The 20,196-nt window shown below is 73.2% G+C and carries 14 protein-coding genes; 10 read left to right on the top strand and 4 right to left on the bottom strand.

The window, feature by feature from the left end:
• Positions 1–320: 320 nt before the first annotated feature.
• The gene (locus NQZ70_RS45740; protein WP_129579847.1) at positions 321–1,910 is read left to right on the top strand and encodes an AgmX/PglI C-terminal domain-containing protein; all 1,590 of its coding nucleotides are present in this window, start codon (positions 321–323) and stop codon (positions 1,908–1,910) included.
• 66 nt (positions 1,911–1,976) lie between these two features.
• Positions 1,977–3,530 (top strand): carotenoid oxygenase family protein, encoded by a 1,554-nt coding sequence (locus NQZ70_RS45735; protein ID WP_165374497.1) that lies wholly within the window; start codon positions 1,977–1,979, stop codon positions 3,528–3,530.
• Positions 3,531–3,563: 33 nt separating this feature from the next.
• Here the strand turns inward: NQZ70_RS45735 and NQZ70_RS45730 are convergent, their stop codons facing one another.
• Positions 3,564–5,066, bottom strand: a complete 1,503-nt coding sequence (locus NQZ70_RS45730; RefSeq protein ID WP_165374701.1) for an amino acid permease — start codon at positions 5,064–5,066, stop codon at positions 3,564–3,566.
• Positions 5,067–5,624: 558 nt separating this feature from the next.
• Between NQZ70_RS45730 and NQZ70_RS45725 the strand changes: the two genes are divergently transcribed.
• The 5 genes from NQZ70_RS45725 (at position 5,625) to NQZ70_RS45705 (ending at position 12,186) form a co-directional block, all read left to right on the top strand.
• Complete coding sequence (locus NQZ70_RS45725; RefSeq protein ID WP_129579844.1) at positions 5,625–6,560, top strand: esterase family protein; 936 nt, start codon at positions 5,625–5,627, stop codon at positions 6,558–6,560.
• On the top strand, positions 6,557–9,592 hold the full coding sequence (locus NQZ70_RS45720) for a PEP/pyruvate-binding domain-containing protein (RefSeq protein WP_129579843.1): 3,036 nt from the start codon (positions 6,557–6,559) through the stop codon (positions 9,590–9,592). Before NQZ70_RS45725 ends, NQZ70_RS45720 begins: the two co-directional genes overlap by 4 nt.
• The gene (locus NQZ70_RS45715) at positions 9,589–10,566 is read left to right on the top strand and encodes an RluA family pseudouridine synthase (protein ID WP_129579842.1); all 978 of its coding nucleotides are present in this window, start codon (positions 9,589–9,591) and stop codon (positions 10,564–10,566) included. Before NQZ70_RS45720 ends, NQZ70_RS45715 begins: the two co-directional genes overlap by 4 nt.
• A 131-nt stretch (positions 10,567–10,697) precedes the next feature.
• Positions 10,698–11,381 (top strand): hypothetical protein, encoded by a 684-nt coding sequence (locus NQZ70_RS45710; RefSeq protein ID WP_207217649.1) that lies wholly within the window; start codon positions 10,698–10,700, stop codon positions 11,379–11,381.
• A 154-nt stretch (positions 11,382–11,535) separates the two neighbouring features.
• Positions 11,536–12,186, top strand: coding sequence for a tetratricopeptide repeat protein (locus tag NQZ70_RS45705; protein ID WP_165374495.1), 651 nt, complete (start codon positions 11,536–11,538; stop codon positions 12,184–12,186).
• Between the two features lie 429 nt (positions 12,187–12,615).
• Here NQZ70_RS45705 and NQZ70_RS45700 read toward each other — a convergent pair whose 3' ends face one another.
• The gene (locus NQZ70_RS45700) at positions 12,616–13,371 is read right to left on the bottom strand and encodes a hypothetical protein (protein WP_129579840.1); all 756 of its coding nucleotides are present in this window, start codon (positions 13,369–13,371) and stop codon (positions 12,616–12,618) included.
• 445 nt (positions 13,372–13,816) lie between these two features.
• Between NQZ70_RS45700 and NQZ70_RS45695 the strand changes: the two genes are divergently transcribed.
• Genes NQZ70_RS45695 through NQZ70_RS45685 form a run of 3 tightly spaced genes read left to right on the top strand, consistent with a single transcriptional unit; the run spans position 13,817 to position 18,497 of the window.
• Positions 13,817–15,238 carry a hypothetical protein gene (locus NQZ70_RS45695; protein ID WP_237244657.1) on the top strand — a complete coding sequence of 474 codons (1,422 nt, stop codon included), beginning with the start codon at positions 13,817–13,819 and terminating at the stop codon, positions 15,236–15,238.
• Positions 15,235–17,442 (top strand): hypothetical protein, encoded by a 2,208-nt coding sequence (locus tag NQZ70_RS45690; RefSeq protein ID WP_129579839.1) that lies wholly within the window; start codon positions 15,235–15,237, stop codon positions 17,440–17,442. Before NQZ70_RS45695 ends, NQZ70_RS45690 begins: the two co-directional genes overlap by 4 nt.
• Positions 17,439–18,497, top strand: a complete 1,059-nt coding sequence (locus NQZ70_RS45685) for a hypothetical protein (RefSeq protein ID WP_165374494.1) — start codon at positions 17,439–17,441, stop codon at positions 18,495–18,497. Before NQZ70_RS45690 ends, NQZ70_RS45685 begins: the two co-directional genes overlap by 4 nt.
• Positions 18,498–18,736: 239 nt before the next feature.
• On the opposite strand, the gene NQZ70_RS45680 is transcribed toward NQZ70_RS45685, so the two are convergent.
• Both NQZ70_RS45680 and NQZ70_RS45675 read right to left on the bottom strand, forming a co-directional pair.
• Complete coding sequence (locus NQZ70_RS45680) at positions 18,737–19,627, bottom strand: 3-hydroxyacyl-CoA dehydrogenase family protein (RefSeq protein ID WP_129581979.1); 891 nt, start codon at positions 19,625–19,627, stop codon at positions 18,737–18,739.
• 32 nt (positions 19,628–19,659) lie between these two features.
• Positions 19,660–20,175: a hypothetical protein gene (locus NQZ70_RS45675; protein ID WP_129579838.1), complete on the bottom strand. Its 516-nt coding sequence runs from the start codon at positions 20,173–20,175 to the stop codon at positions 19,660–19,662.
• Positions 20,176–20,196: the final 21 nt, after the last annotated feature.

Raw genomic sequence — 20,196 nt, 5'->3', positions numbered from 1 at the left:
GGGGCGCGCCGCCGCGCCGAGCGGCGCGGCGTCGGGCCGGCAATCTGGGATTCGTTCAACGCCCCGGGCGCGATCGCGCCGCTGAAATCGCGTCGCGGGTCCGGAACCTGGCGCTGGGTGCGCTGTCGATCCCGGGCGTGGACGCGGCGCTCCGCGGCGCACGCAGAGAGCGGTGAAGCTCGCCGCGCGTGCGCCGGGGAACGCCAGAGCGCGGGCCCTCGCGGGCTCGCTCCATTCAGACCGCTCGCAGCGCGATCCACGCCGCGCGCGCGCAGGGAAAGGCCTGGCTTCCGATGGATACGTTCAAGTTGGCTCCGAGCATGGCATCCCCGAATCCGTTTCTCGGCAACCTGCCCTTCAGCGCGTCTCCGGCCTGCGATCCCGAGGTGGCCGCGGACGCGCCGGAGGGCTCGTACACGTACGCGCTGGTCAAGAGCGCGCCCGAGGTGCCCGTCGCGGAGTGCGAGACCGAGGCGCTGTCCGTCGAGGTGCTGATCCGCTGGGGGAGCAACCTGATCCACGTGGCGCACCTGACCCCGCCGCGCTCCTTCCACGTGGGCGAGCGGGACGGCGCAGAGGGCGCGTGCGACTTCTTCCTCCCGGCGGAGCGGCTGGGCGCGGCGAGGGCGCCGCTCGTGCTCGTCGGCGACGACGGCGAGGTGAGCGCCGTGATCCCGCCGGGCGCGTCGGGGATGATCGAGATCGGGAGCTGCATGATGACGGTCGCGCAGGCGATCGCGACGGGCCGCGCCGCGCCGGACGCCGCGCTCGGCGGGGCGCGGCGGATCGCGCTGCCGCTCGGCGCGCGCGCGCGGCTCGACCTCGGCGACTTCGGCTTCGAGGTCGCCGTGGGCAACGCGGGCCGCCGCGTCGCGGGCAAGGTGAGCCTCGACCGCCGGAGCCTGCCGTTCACGGCGCTCTCGACGCTGGTCCACGTCGGCCTGCTCGGGGCCATGGCCGCGTTCATGCCCCCGCTGGCGATGGCCGACGACGGCGGCGTGAGCGCGGAGCAGGCGTACCTCATGGCGCAGGCGCTCGCGGCGACCGCGGAGCGGGAGCTGCCCGAGGCGAACGAGGGCGCGGAGGCGACCCGCCCGAACGACACGGAGGGCGGCTCGGGCGCGGCCGCGATCGGCGAGTCGGGCAAGGCCGGGAGCGCGACGAGCCGGAAGACGAACGGGCGCTTCGAGATCGCGGGGCCGAAGGACAACGCCGACGTGCGGATCTCGAGGGCGCAGGCGCTCGACGACGCGGCGCGCTTCGGCATGATCGACGTGCTCCAGGCCGGCCTCGGCGATCCGAACGCGCCCTCGGCCCCCTGGGGCGGCGTCGACACGCTCGGCAACGGGGCGAAGAGCGCGATCGGCAACCTGTGGGGCGAGACGATCGACGAGTCGGGCGGCGCCGGGGGCCTCGGGCTGACCGGCATCGGCGAGGCCGGCGGCGGGCGCTTCACGGGCATCGGGATGGGCCCCCTCGGCACCATCGGCCACGGCAACGGCCTCGGCGACGGACAGGGCTTCGGCCCGGGCGGCGGCGCGTCGCGCTTCATCCATGGCCCTGGCCACAAGGTGAGCGCGCCGCGGATGGGGGTCGGGTCGACCACGGTGTCGGGCCGGATCCCGCCCGAGGTCATCCAGCGCATCGTGCGGCAGAACTTCGGTCGATTCCGGCTCTGCTACGAGAACGGGCTGCGCAATAGCCCGAACCTCACCGGGCGCGTCGCGGTGGGCTTCACGATCGGCCGTGACGGCGCGGTCTCCAGCGTCCAGAACGGCGGCTCCGACCTGCCGGACGCCGGCGTGGTCGCCTGCGTGGTGCGCTCGTTTTACGGGCTGTCGTTCCCGCCGCCGGACGCGGGCATCGTGACCGTGACCTATCCTATCCTCTTCAGCCCCTCCGGCGGCTGACTCGCCGCCTTCCGGCGGCCGACCTTCGGTGTCGCCCCGGCGCGCGACATCCTCTATCGTCGGTGTGTGATCGCCCTGTCCCGAATCCTGAGCGCGCTCGGGCGCCCGCAGCGCGCGCCCGACAAGATCCTTCGCAACCCCTTCCTCGAAGGGAATTACGCCCCCTTCCGGAGCGAGACGGAGCACGCCTCGCTCGAGCTCGCGGCGGGAGAGGTGCCGGCGGCGCTCGCCGGCACGCTCTACCGGATCGGACCGGCGCCGCGGTTCGAGCCGATCGATCCGGTCCTCTATCACTGGTTCGAGGGCGACGGCATGGTGGACGCCTTCCGCTTCGACGGCGGGCGCGTGGCGCACCGCCGTCGCTGGGTTCGCACGGACAAGCTCGGCTGGGAGGAGCAGGCGGGCCGGGCGCTCTTCGGCGGCCTCCGCGGCTTCGGCCGGCGCACCTCGGTCGAGGGCTGGAAGGCGCTCGGCTTCACGCCCTCCGAGCTCATCGAGCTCCGCGTGCGCGGGCTGCTCGGGCTGCCGCCGCGCGAGGATCAGGTGCGGCGGATCATGCGGGCGCAAGACCGGAGCAACACGAACGTGCTCAGGCTCGCCGGCAGGCTGCTCACGCTCGTCGAGAGCTCGGCCGCGCACGAGATCGACCCCGAGACGCTCGCCACGCGCGGGCGCTTCACGTTCGGCGGCGTGCTGGAGGCGCGCCGCATGGTCGCGCACCCCAAGGTCGATCCGGAGACGGGCGACATCTACACCTTCGGCGCCTCGCCGCGGCCGCCGCACCTCACCTATTACGCCTTCTCCGCGGACGGCGCGCTCCGCTTCTCGCGCGACATCGACGTGCCGTTCCCGGCGATGATGCACGACTTCGGCGTCACGGCGACGCGGGCGATCTTCTATCACCTGCCCGCGACCATGCGGTACGAGAACTTCAAGTCCTCGAACCCCGTCCGGTGGGAGCCCTCGGAGGGCGCGCGCCTCATCGTGATCCCGCGGGACGAGCCGGGCGCGCCCGCGCGCACTGTCGATCTCCCCGCCTGCTTCGTCTTCCACACGATGAACGCCTTCGACGACGGCGGCTCCGTCGTGCTCGACGTGGTGCGGTACGGGCGCCTCCCGCTCTTCGATCTCGGCGGGGAGAACCCGAACCCGCCGCTCACGGAGAACCCGGAAGGGCGGCTCACCCGGCTCCGGATCGATCCCGACACGGGCGCCGTCAACGAGACCCTGCTGGACGAGGCGCCGGCGGAGTTTCCGATCGTCGATCCGCGGTTCACGGCGCGGCCGTACCGCTACGGCTGGATGGTGTGCAGGCGCGGGGACAGCGACGGACGGGGGCACCACAACGCCATCGCCCTGGTCGACCACCTCGAGCGGCGCGCGCGCTATCACGAGCTCGGTCGGTCGAGCTTCACGTCCGAGCCGGTGTTCGTGCCTCGCGGCGAGGGAGCGCCGGAGGGGGAGGGGTGGCTGCTCGCCGTGGTGTACCGCGCCGAGACGGACCAAAGCGACCTCCTCGTCCTCGACGCGCTCGACATCGAGCGCGAGCCGGTCGCGGTGCTGCGCTGCCCGCACCGGATCCCGTACGGCTTTCACGGCTCGTGGGTGGCGCGCGGCTGACCGCCGCGCCCCCGGCTGGGCGCCTCCGGGTCGCTACCGACCGCCGCCCGCGCCGGCCTGGCCGACGGCGCGCTCCGCCTCGGCGATCTCCTGCGCTCGCTGCTGGATCATCACCCCTTGCGGCGGGCCCCGGAAGCGGCGGCGCTCCAGCGCGAACCAGACGATCGCCGTCAGCGCGAACACGAGGAGCGTGATGACAAGGGCCTTGTCGTTCGGGGGCTGGACGCTCACCACGATCAGCATCAGGCACGCGAGGACGCTGATGATCGCGAGCGGCCGGTACAGCGGGCCGAGGTCCCACGGCCCCATCGTCACCCACGTGCGGCCGTAGGCGCGCACGCCCGCCATCGTGGGCATGACATAGGAGATGTAGAGGAAGATCACGCACACGGCCGTGATCGTCGAGTAGACCGGCGTGTACACGGTGAAGGCGATCGTCAGCGCGCTGACGACCCAGATCGCGGTCGCCGGGGTGCGGAACTTCGGGCTCACCTTGCGGAGCTGCTCCGAGAGCGGCAGCCCCCCGTCGCGGGCGAACGCGAAGGTCATGCGCGAGGCGGACGTCACCGTGGCCAGCCCGCAGAGGTACTGGGCGATGGAGATGCCGGCGTAGAGCGCGATCCGGAGCTTCTCCGGGATGACGCTCTCCATGATCCAGAAGAACACCCCGCCGCCCTTCGACGCGGCCTGGTCCATGTCGGGGATCGCGAGCACGATCGCGCTCAGCATGAGCCAGCCGAAGACGCCGGAGACGAGCACCGCCCGGACGATGCCCCGCGGGACGGTCTGCGCCGCGCCGATCGTCTCCTCCGAGGTGTGCGCCGACGCGTCGTATCCGGTGATCGTGTACGCGGGCAGGAGGAAGCTCAGGAGGAACAGCATCGTCATGCTGTTCGTCTCCGGCCACACGTCGCCCCCCTTCGCGCCGCTGTAGTTCGTGAACGTGACGAGCCGCCCGAGGTCGATGTGGGGCGCGTGGAGGAGCATCGCGAGCGTGAGGATCACCGAGACGACGAGGATGAGGTATCCGCTGAAGTCGGTGAGCAGGGTGGTGACGCGGATCCCCAGGTGGTTGAAGAGCGCCTGAGTCCCCGTGATGAGCGTGACCCCGACGATCTGCGTCAAGAGGGCCTGATCCGGGGTCATTTGCGCGATGTCGACGCCGAACAGCGGGCCGAGCGAGCTCATGATGAACAGGTAGGCGCCGACGTTGATCGCCGCGAGGACGGTGACGAGGCCGATCAGGTTGAACCACGCGGTGGCCCAGCCGAAGCCCCGGCCGCCGAGGATCGAGGCCCAGTGGTACAGCCCGCCCGCGGTCGGGAATGCGGACGCGACCTGTCCCATCGTGAGCGCTGTGCAGAGCGAGAGCGCGCTGCAGACCGGCCAGCCGATGCCGATGCCGGCCCCGCCGACGCTGCAAAGCCCCATCTGGAACGAGGTGATGCCGCCCGCGATGATACAGATGATCGAGAACGAGATCGCGAAGTTGGAGAAGCCCCCCATCCGGCGCAGGAGCTCCTGCGCATAGCCCATGCTGTGGAGCGTCTTTACGTCCTCGGCGATCACGCCCTCCACGCTGTGTGGTTTGTCGCCGGAGCGCGGCCCGACGTCCCCCTTCGTCTCACGGCTCATGAGCGGTCCCCCTTCCTCGACGGTCTTGCGCTCGTGACCGACGGAGTCCGTCGGGATCGGCGCGCCTCGCGGGTGAGCGCCCCTCTCGGGGAGCTCACCCGCGCAGACGAGCGTACATGGGGGCGCCGGCGAGTGCCTAGAACACCGATCACGTTAAAATTCAGAGAAAAATCAGCAGATTGGAAGAGGACCGCAACGGCGCAAGGGACGCAAGGGGAAGAGGGAACAATTTTATCTCTGCTCCCTTGCGTCCCTCGCGCCCTTGCGGTCTCTCTCCTTACCCGCACTCCGTGTCCTGCCCGCTTTCTCCGCGGCGTGTCCGGCGGGTGGCGCATCCTATCGAATTTAGGCGAGTTTTAACCTGTTCGGCACGCTAGCGCGTGAGCCGGAACCACGACAAGCACGGTGCGTGCGACCGCCGGAGGTGGCCGCCTGGCCCCGCTGCTACCCTCGCCGCGCATGGCCACCACGACGACTCCCCCGCTCTCGCGCCGGCGCGCGCTGCTCGGCCTCGCCGCGCTCGCCGCGTCCTCGTGCCGGCGCAAGAGCTCGCCGACCCCGCCGGGGCCCGCGGCGGCAGAGGCTACCCCCTCCCGCTGGAAGGAGCTCGCCTTCGAGCCGGCCGGAGAGGGCGAAGGCCCGCAGCGCGCGCTGCTGCTCGCGCCCGAGGCCGCGGCGCCGCTGCCGCTGCTCGTCGCGCTGCACGGGCGCGGGGAGGCGGTGCGCGGCCCCGAGGCCGGCGCGCGCGGGTGGCGCGACGACTACCACCTCGACGCGACCCTCCAGCGGATCCTCGCGCCGCCGCTCGCGCCGGACGACCTCGGGCAGATGGTCACGCGCGAGCGGCTCGCCCAGCTCAACGCCTCGCTCGGCGAGCACCCCTACCGCGGGCTGTGCATCGCCACGCCGTTCACGCCCGACCTCCGCGACCGCTCCGTCGAGGGGGCCGCGGCGTTCGGGCGGTTCGTCGTCGAGCGGCTCCTGCCGCGGGCGCGCGCCGAGAGCGGCTGCCTCACGGCGCCCGAGGCGACCGGGATCGACGGCGTGAGCCTCGGCGGCCGCCTCGCGCTGCTCGTCGGCCTGTCGCACCCCGAGGCCTTCGGCGCGGTCGGCGCCCTCCAGCCGGCGGTGCGGGCGAGCGAGGCGGAGATGTTCTCCGCCCTCGCGCGCCGGGCCATGGAGCGCCGCGCGCTCGCGCTGCGGCTCGTGTCGAGCGAGGCCGACCCCTTCCTGCCCGCCATCCAGGCGATCAGCGATCGGCTGCGGCAGGACGGCGTCGCCCACGATCTGCTCATTGTGCCCGGACCGCACGACTATGCCTGGAACCGCGGGCCCGGAGGCGTGGAAATGGTGCTCTGGCACGAGCGCGTCCAGCGCGGGTTGCGCGCGCCGTGATCGCGGCGGCCCGGGCGTCACAAGCCCCTGACCAGGCCGCCGAACCGTGTTACTTCCTCGGCAACGACGTGGCCGACCCGACACGCATCGCCCGCGCCGAGAGCGCGACCGACCCGCCCTCCGTGCGCGAGTGGCTGAAGCCGCTCGAGAGCGCCGGCCAGCGCCGCAGCACGAGCGCCAAGCGCGTCGGCGGCAAGGCGGCCTCGCTCGGCCGCCTGCTGCGCGACGGCTTCCCGGTGCCGCGCGGCTGGGTGCTCGACGCGCGGTGCTTCACGGAGCTCGTCGACCGGCAGCTGCCGCGGGGGCACGACCTCGCCACGCTGATCCGGCTCTCGGGCACGAAGGTCGGCGTCGACCGGGCGGCGCGGGCGCGCGACCGCATCCTGAGCGAGCCGCTGCCCGAGGCGCTCTCGGCCGCGCTGCAGGCGCTCTGGCAGGCCGTCGCGCCGGAGGCGCCGTGGGGGCTCGCGGTGCGGTCCAGCGCCACCTGCGAGGACAGCGACGAGACGTCGATGGCGGGGCTCGCGACGTCCGTGCTCGGCGTGCGCGGCGACGCCGAGCTCGACGCCGCGATCCGGCAGGTCTGGGCGAGCGCCTTCCTGCCGCGCGCGCTCGCGTACCTCGCGCACGCCGGCGTCCGCGACGTCGCGATGGGGGTCGTGCTGCAGGTGATGGTGCGCGCCGAGGCCGCGGGCGTGCTCTTCACCGCGCCCCCGGCCGGGCTCGAGGGCGAGCACTGGCGCGCCGGCGAGCGGCTCGTGAACGCCACGCTCGGGCTGGGCGCGCCGGTCGTCGACGGCGCCGTGGCGGCCGACACCCTCCGGATCGCGCGGGGCGGCGGCAAGGTCGTCGCGGCGGCGGTGGCGCAGAAGCGGCGCGCGCTCGTCGTGGGCGCGGCGGGGCTCGAGGAGGTCGCGGTGCCCGCGGCGCGCGCCGAGCAGCCGGCGCTCGGCGAGGCCGCGCTGCGGCAGCTCACCGAGCTCGCCGAGCGGCTCGAGCAGGGCGGCAAGGGCCCGTTCGACGTGGAGTTCGCGGTCGAGGGGGAGGAGCCCGGCCACGTCGCGGAGGACGGCGCAGCGGAGGGCGCGCCGGCGGAGGACGGCGCAGCGGAGGGCGCGCCGACGGAGGGCGCGCCGGCGGAGGGCGCGCCGCAGGCGCCGCGGGTGTGGCTGCTCCAGGTGCGTCCGGTGAGCGGCGGCGGCTTCCCCGAGGGGGGCGGCGCCGACACGATCTGGTCGCGCGCGAACGTGGGCGAGGCGCTGCCCGGCGCGGCGACGCCGCTCACCTGGTCGGTGGCGCGCGCGTTCTCCGACCGCGGCTTCCGCGAGGCGTTCGCCGCGCTCGGCTGCCGCGTGCCGCGCGGCGCGCGCCTCATCGCCAACGTGCACGGGCGCTTCTACCTCAACCTGACCGCCTTCATGCAGATCGCGGCGCAGGTCCCGGGGCTCTCGCCGCGGGCGCTGCTCGGCATGAGCGGCGGGGCGAGCGACCAGCTCATCGCGCGGCTCGCCGAGCAGAGCGCGGGCGTCTCGCGGCGCCGCTTCTACGCGCGGCTGCCGCTCACCGGGCCGCGGCTCCTCCTCCGGCAGGCGCGGCTCGAGCGCGAGGTCGCGGCCTACGAGGGCGAGGCGCTCTGGGCCCAGCGCGCGCTCTCCGAGCTCGACATGACGCTCCTGCCGGACGACGCCATCGGCACCACGCTGCGGAGCGTCTTCCTGCTGCTCGAGCGGACCGGCACGCTGATGCTGCACTGCGCGTCCGCCTCGCTCGCGAGCCACCTCGCGCTGTGCAAGGCGCTCGAGCGCGTCGCGGGCCGCCGCGCCTCGGCGCGCTCGGCCTCCGGCGAGGCGCCCCTCGACGGCCCGGCCGGGCGCGCGGAGACAAACGTCGAGCACCTCGCGCAGGTGCTCGCGGGCGGCGTGCGCGAGCTCGACAGCGCGGGGCCTGGCGTCGAGCTCGCCCGGGTGGCCGAGCTCGTCATGCTGGATCGCGCGTCGCGCGAGCGGCTGCTCGCCGGCGAGGTGAGGGGGCCGCGCGATCTGCCCGAGGGGCCGGCGCGCGACGCGCTCGCGCGGTTCCTCGAGGCGCACGGCGATCGCGCCGTGCGCGAGGCGGAGCTCGCGACCCCGCGCTGGCGGGAGGACCCGGCGCCGGTCATCGCGATGCTCACCGCGTCGCTGCGCGGCGCGCCCGGCGATCCGGAGCGCGCCCTGGCGCGCGCGCGGGCGCTCGCCGACCGGGAGATGGCGATGCTCGAGACCCGCGTCTCGCGTGTGGAGCTCGCGCTCCTCCGCGCGCTGGTCGGCCGCGCGCAGCGCTACGTGCGCCTGCGGGAGCGCATGCGCACCTGGGTGACCCGCGTGCTCGGCATGCTGCGGAAGGTCGCGCTCGACATCGACCGGCGCCTGCTCCGCATCGAGCCCTCGCTGCTCCCCGGGAGCGTGTTCTTCTGCACCTACGAGGAGCTCGTGACGGCGCTCTCCAGCGGCCGCGCCGACGTGGGCCACGTCGTGCGGCTGCGCCGCGCCGAGCACCTGCGCGACGCCGCCCGCCCCGATCCTCCGGCCACGTTCATCGGTCGGCCGCCGCCGGTCGTGCTGCCGCCCGCGTCGGGGGTCCGCCTGCTCGGGCTGCCGGCGAGCCCTGGCGTGGTCGAGGGTCGGGCGCGCGTGCTCGATCCGGGCGCGCCCTCGCTCGACGCGGTGGAGCCGGGCGAGGTGCTCGTCGCGCGCACGACCGACATCGGCCTCTCGCCGCTGTTCCTCGTGGCGGCCGCGGTCGTCACCGAGCTCGGCGGCCCCATGTCGCACGCCTCGATCGTCGCGCGCGAGTACGGCATCCCCGCGGTGGTGAATGTGCCCGGCGCGACGCTGGCGATCAAGACGGGCGACCGGCTGCGGGTCGACGGCGATCGCGGCGTGGTCGAGCGGCTGAACGAGCGCGACGAGCGCGCCGCGCCGCCGGCGCCGAACGGCGCTGCCGGCGGCGCGCAGGGCGACGGCGCTGCGCCGCTCGCTGCGCCGCCCGCATGACCGCCGCGCGCTTCCGGGTCGGCCCGTCCGACGGCCCCACGGTGGCGGACGTCCTCGAGCGCCTTGGCGGCGCGTCGCGGGGCTTCGCGGGCGCGGCGGCGGAGGGGCGCGCCTTCCTGAACGCGCGGCGGGCGCGGCCGGACGACGCCGTGGCCCCCGGCGACGAGCTCGCCGTGTGGCCGGCGCGGCGCGACGCGCCGGGGGCGCCGCCGGTGGAGGTGATCGCGCGCTGGGGGGAGATCCTCGTCGCGTCGAAGCCGGCGGCGTTGCCGACGGAGCCGGAGCGCCGGGGCACGCGATCGCTGATCACCGAGGTCGCGGAGCTGCTCGGCCTGCGCGCGCCGCCGCACGCGGCCTCGCGGCTCGACGTCGGCGTGAGCGGCGTGGTGCTGTGCGCGACGGGCCCGCGGGGCCAGCGGCACCTCGCGGCGATGCGCGAGGCGGGGCGCATCGCGCGGGTGTACGTCGGCATCGCCGGCGGTCGGATCGAGGGGGCGGGCACCTGGGACGCGCCCATCGGCGCGGCGCGGTCGCGCGGGCGCAGCCTGCCGGCGGTGGGCGGGGCCGGCGCGAAGGAGGCGGCGACGCGGTACCGCGCGGTCGCCTCGGCCGGCGGCGGCGCGGCGGCGGCCACGCTGCTCCGTCTCGATCCGGTGACGGGCCGCATGCACCAGCTCCGGGTGCACGCGGCGCATGCGGGGGCGCCGCTCCTCGGCGACCGCGATCATGGCGGTGCGCGGTCTTTGACCACGGCGAGGGGCCGTGTGCTCCCGCTGTCGCGCGTCGCGCTGCACGCCTTGCGCGTCGCGGTGCCGGACGAGGCCGGCGAGGAGCGCGCGGCGCTCGCGCCGGTCCCGGACGAGCTGCGGGATCTCTGGGGGGCGCTCGACGGCGACGGCTCCGCGTGGGAAGAGGTGCTGACTGGGACGCCCGAGGCGGCTCTGCCGCTGGGGGCTCCTTCCGGTGCCCGATGACCTCGCCTCGCCCTCTCGCCCGTGCCGCCCTGGCGACCCTTGCCGGCCTTGCGCTGGCTGCTGCCGGCGTGATCGCCCTGGCGGAGCCTCCGGCTCCGCCGCCCCGCGCCGGGTATGCGCCCGACCCAGCCGTGCGGCCCAGCGCGAAGCAGTGGGTCTTCGAGGTGCAGTACGCGAAGGGGAGGGGCTCGGTCGCGCGCGTCCGCTCGGTGACGCTCGCCCGGCCGGCGGCGACGGCGCGCGTGATGGGCCGGTTCGCGCTCGAGCTGTACGTCGGCCAGGAGCTGCTCGATCGGGTCCGGTTCGACGTGCCGCTCACGGGCGATGCGCCCGAGCGATCGACGAACGTCCTCTATCGCCGGCCGACGTTCGACGAGGGGGTGACGGCGCGGCTTCGCGTGCAGATGGCGGACAACCCGCGCGCGAGCTGGGCCAAGCTGGTCGACCGGAAGACGGGCGCGGAGGAGCGTTTCCTCTGGCCGCCGGAGCCGGACGGCCGGCTCGTGTCGCTGAGCGCGCAGAGCCCGGCGGCGGTCGACGGCGGCCTGCCGGCGGACGGGGGGAGGCTGCCGGCGGACGCGGGCCGACCGGATGGCGGGTGGCCGCCGGCGGATGCGGGGCCGCCGGATGGCGGGTGGCCGCCGACGGACGCGGGGCCGCCGGATGGCGGGTGGCCTCCGGTGGATGCGGGCCGACCGGATGGCGGGTGGCCGCCGACGGACGCGGGGTTGCCGGATGGGGGATGGCCGCCGGTGGACGCCGGGCGCCCGGATGCTGGGCAGCCGCCGGACCCGTTCAGGGCTCCGCGGAGGTAGCCTGCCGGGACATCGGGGCCGCGCCTGCCGGCTCGAGGTCCGCGGCGCGCCTGGTCGGGCGCCGTCGCGCGCCATCCTCCGGGCGGCGGGGACCGTCGCGCGTCGATGCAGCAAGGATTCCCCTTCGGGCCGCGGCTGCGGTACCTTGGCGGGCATGCAGGACCGCTCGCTTGCCGTCATCGCGTCGCTTGCTCTCGCTGCCCTCGTCCCTGCTTCGCTCGCGTCCGCCCAGCAGACGCCGCCCGCGGCGCCGGAGGCGGCGCCGGCCGCTGCCGCTTCGCCGCGCAAGGATCCCAACGGGCACACCGGCATCAGCCCCTACATGGAGCAGATCCTGAAGGGCCAGGCGTCGTTCGTGGCGCGCGACATCCCCGGCGCGATCTCGGCGTTCCAGGACGCGATCAAGCAGGATCCCTCGAAGATGCTCGGCTTCTACCGGCTCGGCGAGGCGATGCTCGAGTCGGGCAACGCGGCGGAGGCCGAGACGGCCTGGACGACGGCGCTCGGCAAGAAGGGCTCGGAGGAGCTTCAGGCCAAGGTGCTCTTCTGCCTCGCGGATCTTCGCGAGCGCCAGAAGAACTGGCAGGCGGCGCGGGAGGCGTGGGGCGCCTACGGCGCGTTCCTGACCAGCAATCCCAAGGCGGGCGGTTACCCGGCGACGGCGACCGAGCGGCAGAAGCAGATCGATCGGCGGGTGAAGGACGAGAAGGACTACGCCGCGGTCAAGGAGCGCATCGTCCAGCGCGAGGCCGAGCGCCAGAAAGAGGCCGAAGAGAACGCCAAGAAGGACAAGCTGAACCGGTAACCGGTCAGCGCCTCCGCCGCTGCGTGGAGGCGTCCGTGGGAGGCGCCTCCGCAGGGGTCGTGCGGCGCTTGGGGAACTGCCAAGGCGCCAGGGACGCCAAGAAATCTCAACAAATTGGCGTCCGTCGCGGGAACGAAGGCTTCCGTCGCGGGAACGAAGGCTTCCGTCGCGGGAACGAAGGCTTCCGACGCGGGAACGAAGGCTTCCCGCGCACGCCGGAGGTTTCCGCCGCGGGGCGGGACGCGAAATTCGCCGGAAATTCGGCATCCGGCGGACGCCGGACGGCGCCGGGAGCAGGACCGGCGCTCCTAAGTACGCGAAATGTCGTGCTCCGGAGCGCGCCGAAGGGCTTCATTTCGGCGACGGAAGCTTCCGGAGCGCGTCGGAAGGTCTCGGACGCGCGCCGGAAGCCCTTGTTGGTGTGCCGGATTACTCCAGATCGGTCGCGTCGGCGTCGTCGAGCGCGTCGACGGGCTCGGCGGGGGTCTTGCGCTGGGGCGCCTTGCGGTTCGCGAGGCCGAGCCGGATGAGGTAGCCCCGCTTCTTGACGACCGCGCGTGCCGTGGTGGACCACTCGTCGAACCAGCCGCGCAGTTTGACGAGCGCCTCGCGCCGGCGCGCGGTCTCCGGGAGCTCGGTCTGCTCGGGCAGAGGCGACGTCGGGCCGAGCGCGATGTCGACGAGTCCCTGGAGGCGCTTGCGTTCTGCCTTGTCGAGGCCGCGGAGGCCGAGGAAGGCGACTGCCCTCTTGTCGCTCTGCTTGGTCCCGGCGCGATCCGGGTCGGCGCCGCTCTCGAGGGCGTCGAGCCGCGCGAGGAAGGTGGCGACTCCCTGGACCGCGGTGGTGCCCGTGGAGGCCGAGAGGTCCTTGAAGACGTAGGCGTGCACGTCGGGGAATCGCCGGCGGAGCGCGGCGCCATAACGAGCGAAGTTGGGCTCATCCCACTGGTCGAGCTCCGTGGTCGCGGCGCGCTGCGCCCTGGCATCCGCGGTATCGGGCGCCGCGCCGCCCTTCCGGGGCGCGGCGAGGACGTCGAGGAGGAGCGTGCGGCCCTCCACGATGTCGTCATCGGTCATCCCCGCCTCGGCCATCAACGTGCGAATCGCGGCGACGGCGCCAATTCCCAACAGGAACTTGGTGACGCGCTCGGGCGTGGCCTCGAGGACCTCATTCGAATAGTCCATGTCGATTCCTCCCTGCCGGCCGGCAAAGCCAGACGGCGGCAATGAGCCGAGAAGATACAATGGGAGTCGGGGCAGTTGAAAATGGCTTTGTCGCTCGCGCTGCCGTCGGGTTCTTGCTGCGTCGACCTTGAGAGGCCCGTGTTCAGGGGCTGGCATCGGATCCGTCTCCCGTCTCCCGTCCCCCGTGCTCCTCTTCGTGCGCGTGCGCGTGCGCGTGCGCGTGCGCGTTCCCGTGCTCCCTCCGGGCAAGCCCACCGGTGCCTCTCTACCAAGGACGGAGCGAAGAGGTCCCGGAGCGTTCTTGCTGGGCTGAGCAACGTCCTACCGCCCTCGTATGGACGCTTGCATCCGGTGGGCCTGCGGATGAGCGTGCGCCATTGAGAAAAGTTGCAGGGTGGAGGGAATGAAAATGAGAAGGAACACGAGGCGACCGAAGGCAATCCTCGTGGCGGCCGTAGCCGCCCTGGTGGCGCTCGGCGCGGTGGGATCAGGGTGCTTGTGGGAGCGGGAGGATCACACGTTCGGGAGCTTTTGCGCGGCGGCGGAAGGCGGCGAGGAGCATTGCGTGGGCGAGAACCTCGGCCCGGGCGCCGCGTGGAGCCAGGCCGAGAAGGACGGCGCGCTGCCCATCGAGGTGTGGGCCACGTGGCCGAACAACAAGACGCTCGACGATATCGTCGCGAGCAGCTACTCGCTCGACGTCTGGTTCGGCCACATCGATGAGGCGATCGAGTACGTGCGGGACGACGCGAGGAACGCCGAGTCGCTGCGGGCGACGCTCGCGGGCAAGCTTGAGTCGCTGCTCGACGAGGCGACGCAGCGCCAGAGAGCGCTGCTCGCGCGGACGCCGGTCGACGCGGCCGGCAACTTCAAGGCGGCGATGATCGACAAGGCCAGCGCCGAGAGGGAGCCGCTCGTCGCCGCGCTCGCGGCCGACAGCCAGGCGATGGCGGCCGTGCAGGCGATCTTCGACCAGGCCCGGAGCGACGTCGCGCCGTTGCGATCCAGGTACGCGGGCGTCGCGGCGCGCTTCGCCGCGTACCGCGCGAGCGAGGCGGCGGAGACGGCGGTGTACGCGGCGCTCTCGGAGCAGGCATCGCGGTCGGACATCGACGGCCTCGACGGCGTGGAGCAGGCGGTGCTCGCGGCGGCGCGCGAGGCGAGCCGCGCGCCCGGCGAGCTCACCGCGGAGATCCTGAGGTCGTCGGCGGCGCTCCAGGTCTTCGCGGCCTCCTTCGACGAGGCGATGGCGCCGCACGGGGAGCTCCTCGCCACGCGTGGCGCGGTGCTGCCGGACATGACGTCGGGCGCGCTGCGCTCGCTGAACGCGATGCTGGGTTACGTGCAGGGGCGTGTCGCCCGGAGCGACGCGACCGCGGCGGCGCTGCTCGGCGGGATCGCGCTGCGCCGGCAGGCGCTCCGCGTGCTGCAGATGGACGAGGGGGCGCGCGAGGCCATCGCGCGGTCGCGGGCCCGCAAGGCGTCGGACGCCTTCGGGGCGCGTGCGCGCGCGCAGGTCGCGGCGCTGTCGGCGGCGCCGCCGGTGAGCGAGAAGCTCGGGCTGCCGCTGCTGGCCGAGCGGTGCGGGGAGCTCTCGGCGCTTGTGCAGATGCGGCCGCTCTGCGAGGCGGCGGCGTCGTCGTGGCGCGAGGCCGGGTGCGCGGAGCTTCGAGGGCGGTTCGACGCCGCGGAGGCCGAGCTCAGGACGGGGCTGCCGCGGAAGATCGCGGCCGGCCTCGCGGCGCTGCGGGAGACGGGGATGACCGCGGCGGCGCTCGACGCCGTCGAGGCGAGGCTCGATGCGGGCGACGTGAAGGGCGCCGCGATCGCGTATGACGCGGCGGTGCGCGGCGCGGAGGGGACATGAGAGGCTCCAAGGACGTCGCGCGGCCTGGCTGGAGTGCCGCGGCGCTGCAGAAGCTCGTCGCGCTGATCACCGCGGTGGTGTTGGTGGCGCCCTCGTTCGCGTGGGCCGGCACGCCGTACACCCTCGACTGGGTCTCCACCCAGTTCAACCCGCGGTGCCTGACGCCCGAGCTCGCCGACCCTGGAGCGGCGTACTTCCGCGTGAACCAGACGCCGCTTCCCACCTACGAAGTCCCGGGCGAGTTCGCGTTCCATGACGACGGCTCGGAGAGCAATCGGATGGAGGCGGCGTTCGATTCGGTGCTGCTCGGGATGGGCATGAACGACTTCCACTTCCACGTCAGCAGGGAGGGGGGCGACAACACCTGCGTCGACGCGCGCGAGGTGGTGAACCTCGTGTCGGTGCCGCTCGGGTTGAACAAGCCGCTCTTCGACATCCGGCGCCGCGGGGTGGCGTTCTCCGGCGACACGACCCTCGACCTGAGCCTCGCGGAGATCAACCCGGCGCTGGCGCGCGACATCGAGATCCTGCTGGCCGAGATCGCCAAGGAGCGCAAGGCGCTCGTGGCGAACGCGCCGCGGGTGGAGCGCCTGGCGGAGACGATGGACCTGCTCCAGCAGCTCGACACCGAGCTGAAGGACCTGGTCAGCCGGCCGCTGGACGAGATCTCGCGGACCGACCTCGACGCGATCCTGGACCGGTACAAGGACGTGGTCGGCACGGAGACGCGGGCGGCGATGGAGCAGCTCGTCGACGATCTGAAGAAGAGCGTCAGCGATCTCGAGGCGGAGCTCGCGCGGCTGATCGACGAGTTCGGCGCGCAGGCGGACCAGGTGGCGGATCTGGCGACGCAGGACGCGCGCGCCGAGGGGTGGGATCCGGACGATACTGGGGCGTACGCGCTCGGGGAGAGCGAGGTGCCGTGGGTCGAGGTGCCGGACATCGCGGAGGTGGAGGGAGCGTTCGAGGAGGGGAGGGATCCCTATGCGGCGTACGCGGACGCGGTGCTCGCGGCGCTGGAAGCGGACGTGAGCGGCCGGGTGGTGGTGCTTCGAGCGGACTTCGTGGCGAACGTGCGGGCGTGGCGGGACAACAGCGCGGCGCTGGAGATCGCGCTGCGCGACCGGATGGGGGTGTCGCTGGCGGAGACGAACGCGTTCCTGAACGCGCAGAACCGGATCACCGGGTTCGTGCGGCAGTTCATGGATGCGTCGGACTGGTTCGAGGACTCGCCAGTGCCGGCGGACTTGCGCGTGGTGGTGGACACGGTCCTGAAGCCGCGGTTCGATGCGCTCGCGGACCAGATGAAGGACAGCCTGAACCTGTGGAGGGGGGACGGGCTCGACCTGGAAAAGACGCAGCTCTACCAGACGATCAGCGCGTTCGCGGGGGCGATGTCGACGGTCGGCGAGGGCGTCGAGGCGTACGCGGGGGTGATGCAGACGCTGGTGCACGCGACGACGCGGCTCGGGGTGGGGTTCGTGCCGGTGATGGGGCCGGCGCTCGACCTCTGCGAGGCGGTGACGGGCAAGGCGTTCTGCCTGCCGTCGGGGCAGGAGCTGAGCGACGAGGAGCGGATCTTCTCGGGGCTGGGGTTCGGGGTCGCGGCGATCGGGCCGATGTGGCGGGTCGTCAAGACCAGCGGGGGGCTCAGGCCGTCGGCGATCCGGGTGGCCGGGGAGATCGCGGAGATCGAGGAGGCGTTCGCGCAGATCGTGAAGACGAACCGCGTCAGGGGGTACAAGGGGCTCCCCGGGGCGATCACGACGAAACCGGTGGACATCTTCGAGAAGAAGGCGGCGAAGTTCCTGGTGGACGATGGCCGGTCACTCGTCGGGGTCGGCGACGACGGCGTGCGCAGGGTGCTCGGCATTCTGAAGGAGTCACGCCCTGGTACCATCGAGGGGATGGCGCCCGATTTCGTGTCGGTATCAAGCGGGCACAAGCTCATCCTGAGCGAGGCCAAGGGCGGCGGGACAATTCCGGTTAGCGACGTGCGCAATCAGCTCACGAACGCCATGGAGGCGGTGACCAAAAAGGGTCTAGCCGGTGACGTGGAACGGGTCGAGCTCATCATGGAGCAGGGGGCCAAATTCAATCCGGAGAAGTTTACTGTCAAGGACGGATACCTGTTCGATGCTGAGACAGGGAAAACCGTGACCCTGAAAGGCTTCAATAAGTTCATCATGGTGATCCGACTATGAGCGAATCAAGACCTCACTTCTTCGCCTGGTGTAACGAGCCAGAACGGGTGGACGCGTTGGCGTCGGCGCTGTCCGCGCTGGTTATCCCAGGGGATCTTATCTCGGTGGACATGGCCACCGACATCTGGTGCAAGACCTCCTCCATGGACGATGCGCTCGCGATGATCCGCGCCCACTTCGGAGGACGGAACAGCGCTCACGTACTGTCCGGCGTGATGCTGAACGATTCCGAACGCATCATGGTTTTCAGCGCCGCGTGCTACCCTGAAGAAAGCGAACGTCGCCATCCTTTCGGCCCCCTCAGACTAGAAGCGGGCGAACGCAAGTGGGACTTCTACCCCTATGAGATCCCCGTGGGTGGTGGTCCGCGCTCAATCGAGGCCGAGGCCGCGGTCGCTTGCCACTTGATCCAGGGCGACATCGAGGATCTCCTGCTGCGCTTCTGCGCGCCGGACACGAGCGGGCGCGTGCCGACCGGCGCCTGCACGGACAAGGAGGACTGGCTCGCCCCGGTCGTGATGTGCGCGACCTACAACGCGAACGCGGCGGAGCTCGCGCGTGACCTCGCCCTCTCGTGGGTCAGCCTTCATGACAAGGAGAGCGTCTCGCGCGTCGCGGGCACGTCGCTGGAAGCGCTCTGCGCGCGGGTGGAAGCCGCGCCGCGCGGCGCGCGCGTGCCCATGAAAGGCGGCAGCGAGCTCACGCGTTCCCTCTCGCGCGAAACGGTGCTGAAGGCGCTCGCGACGCCGCCGGCCACGCTGCTCGAAGCGCTCGAGGCCGCGGCGGTGCCCGACGACGCGTGGCGTGCCGCCGAGCCTCAGGCGCACGAGATCATGGAGCTGCTCCGTCGGCTCGGGGAGGCAGCCGAGGGCGAGGGTCCGCCCGCATTCAGGGCAAAGATCACGTCGCCCGGGCATGTCCGCTTCCTCGAAGAGCACGCCCCGTTCCACGTGCGCCGCCTCCCGAGCGGCGGCGTAGTGCTGGCGACCCACCCGTACCGGACGCTGTGGCCGCTCTGGTCCGACGCCCTCTTCGTGCTCGGCCTGATGTCCTGACGCACGTCGTGCACCTCCTCGCTTCTCCGGACTTCACACCCGGGCCGCAGGTACCAGACGGCGCACCCCTCCCTGAGCGCGCGGAGCGCGCGATTTGGGAGGGGCGGACCGCGCGCAGGCGCGAAGCGCCGAGCACGGGCCGGGGGTGGGCATCCTGTCCTGACAGCGCTCGCGCGCTCCGCACCGCGGGCGCGTCCTCGTTCGACTCTATCCGCCCCCGAGCACACCCGCTGCGCTCTCTACCCCCGCCGCCAGCCGCCGCCCTCGATGGGCTGGGCCCCCGCCTCCGTCCACCGATAGAACCCTTCCCCCGTCTTCTTCCCAAGCTTCCCCGCCCGCACCATCTGCCGCAGGATCACCGGCGGCCGGAACTGCTCCCCCACCTCGCGGTGGAGGTGCTCCAGGATCGCGAGCCGCACGTCCAGCCCCACGAGGTCCGTCAGCTTCAGCGGCCCCATCGGGTGCCGGTACCCGAGCTCCATCGCCCGATCGATGTCCACCGCCGACGCCACCCCGGACTCCAGCATCCGCATCGCCTCGGCGCCGAGCGCCACCCCCAGCCGGCTCGTCGCGAAGCCGGGCGTGTCGTTCACCACGATCGGCGCCTTGCCCAGGCGCCTCGCCACCGAGAGCGCCGCCGTCACCGTCGACTCCTCGGTCTCGAGCCCCCGCACCACCTCGAGCAGCTCCATCACCGGCGGCGGGTTGAAGAAGTGAAGGCCGATCGTGCGCGCCCCCGCCCCGAGACGGCGGCCGAGCTCCGTGATGCTCAGGCTCGACGTGTTCGACGCGAGCAGCGCCCCCGCCGGCGCCGCCGCCTTCGCCCGGCCGAGCACCTCCACCTTGAGGTCCATCTGCTCGGGCACCGCCTCGATCACGAGATCGGCGTCCGCCGCCGCGCGCGCGAGATCCGGCGACGCGACGAGCATCCCGATCATCTCGCTGCGCGCCTCGTTGAGCATCTTGCCCTTCTGCACGAGGCGATCGGTCGAGCGCTTGATGTCCTCGATCGCCGCGCCGACGCGCGCGGCGTCGACGTCGTGGAGGCGCGTCACGTAGCCGGCGACCGCCGTGACCTGCGCGATCCCCTGGCCCATCGTGCCCGCGCCGAGCACGAGCACCGTGCGCATCCGCGCGGCGGCGTTGTCCACCACCGTCGCGCTCACTTCGGCGGCGCTGGCGGCGGCGCGTTCGAGGCGCCCTTCTGCCGCCCCTCGATGCGCTTGCGCACCGCCTCCACCTCCTGGGGCGTCAGCTTGCGCAGGTTCGCCGGGCCCGGCGCGGCAGCGCCGTCCGCGCGGCCTTGCCCCGCGCGCTCAGCGGCCGGGCGCACGGCCGCCGCCGCCGGCCCCGACCCGGGCCCGGTCGGCGCGACCGGGCGCGCTCCCGCCGGGCGCGCGTCGGCCCCGGGCGCGGGTCTCGCCGCCGCCGGTCGAGCGTCGGCCGGGACCGGGCGCGCGCCGGCCGGCGCGGCCTGAGCCGCGGCGTCGCCGTCGCTGCTCATCGCGAGGAACAGGACGCCCGCCACCGCGAAGACCGCGAGCCCCAGCGCAGGGACCCAGTTCGGGGTGGGCGGCTCGTCGGCCGGCAGCGCGCGGGCGGGCTCCCCGTCGAAGCCGTGGTGGTCGCTCACGTCGTGCGCCGCGGCCGCGTGAGCCTCTTGATGGGCCGTGCTCATGCGCGGACAGTTGCCGCACTT

This window comes from Sorangium sp. So ce836, assembly GCF_028553905.1.
Classification (GTDB): domain Bacteria; phylum Myxococcota_A; class Polyangia; order Polyangiales; family Polyangiaceae; genus Sorangium; species Sorangium cellulosum_D.
The sequence above is the reverse complement of the archived record's forward strand: the minus strand, read 5'-3'. Positions and strand labels throughout refer to the sequence as shown.

Bases quoted from the DNA above. Each gene is read 5' to 3' on its own strand.
- NQZ70_RS45740 (WP_129579847.1), top strand. From the start codon at position 321: ATGGCATCCCCGAATCCGTTTCTCGGCAACCTGCCCTTCAGCGCGTCT.
- NQZ70_RS45685 (WP_165374494.1), top strand. From the start codon at position 17,439: ATGAGCGAATCAAGACCTCACTTCTTCGCCTGGTGTAACGAGCCAGAA.
- NQZ70_RS45675 (WP_129579838.1), bottom strand. From the start codon at position 20,175: ATGAGCACGGCCCATCAAGAGGCTCACGCGGCCGCGGCGCACGACGTG.
- NQZ70_RS45680 (WP_129581979.1), bottom strand. From the start codon at position 19,627: ATGCGCACGGTGCTCGTGCTCGGCGCGGGCACGATGGGCCAGGGGATC.
- NQZ70_RS45700 (WP_129579840.1), bottom strand. From the start codon at position 13,371: ATGGACTATTCGAATGAGGTCCTCGAGGCCACGCCCGAGCGCGTCACC.
- NQZ70_RS45705 (WP_165374495.1), top strand. From the start codon at position 11,536: ATGCAGGACCGCTCGCTTGCCGTCATCGCGTCGCTTGCTCTCGCTGCC.
- NQZ70_RS45730 (WP_165374701.1), bottom strand. From the start codon at position 5,066: ATGGGCTATGCGCAGGAGCTCCTGCGCCGGATGGGGGGCTTCTCCAAC.
- NQZ70_RS45715 (WP_129579842.1), top strand. From the start codon at position 9,589: ATGACCGCCGCGCGCTTCCGGGTCGGCCCGTCCGACGGCCCCACGGTG.
- NQZ70_RS45690 (WP_129579839.1), top strand. From the start codon at position 15,235: ATGAGAGGCTCCAAGGACGTCGCGCGGCCTGGCTGGAGTGCCGCGGCG.
- NQZ70_RS45725 (WP_129579844.1), top strand. From the start codon at position 5,625: ATGGCCACCACGACGACTCCCCCGCTCTCGCGCCGGCGCGCGCTGCTC.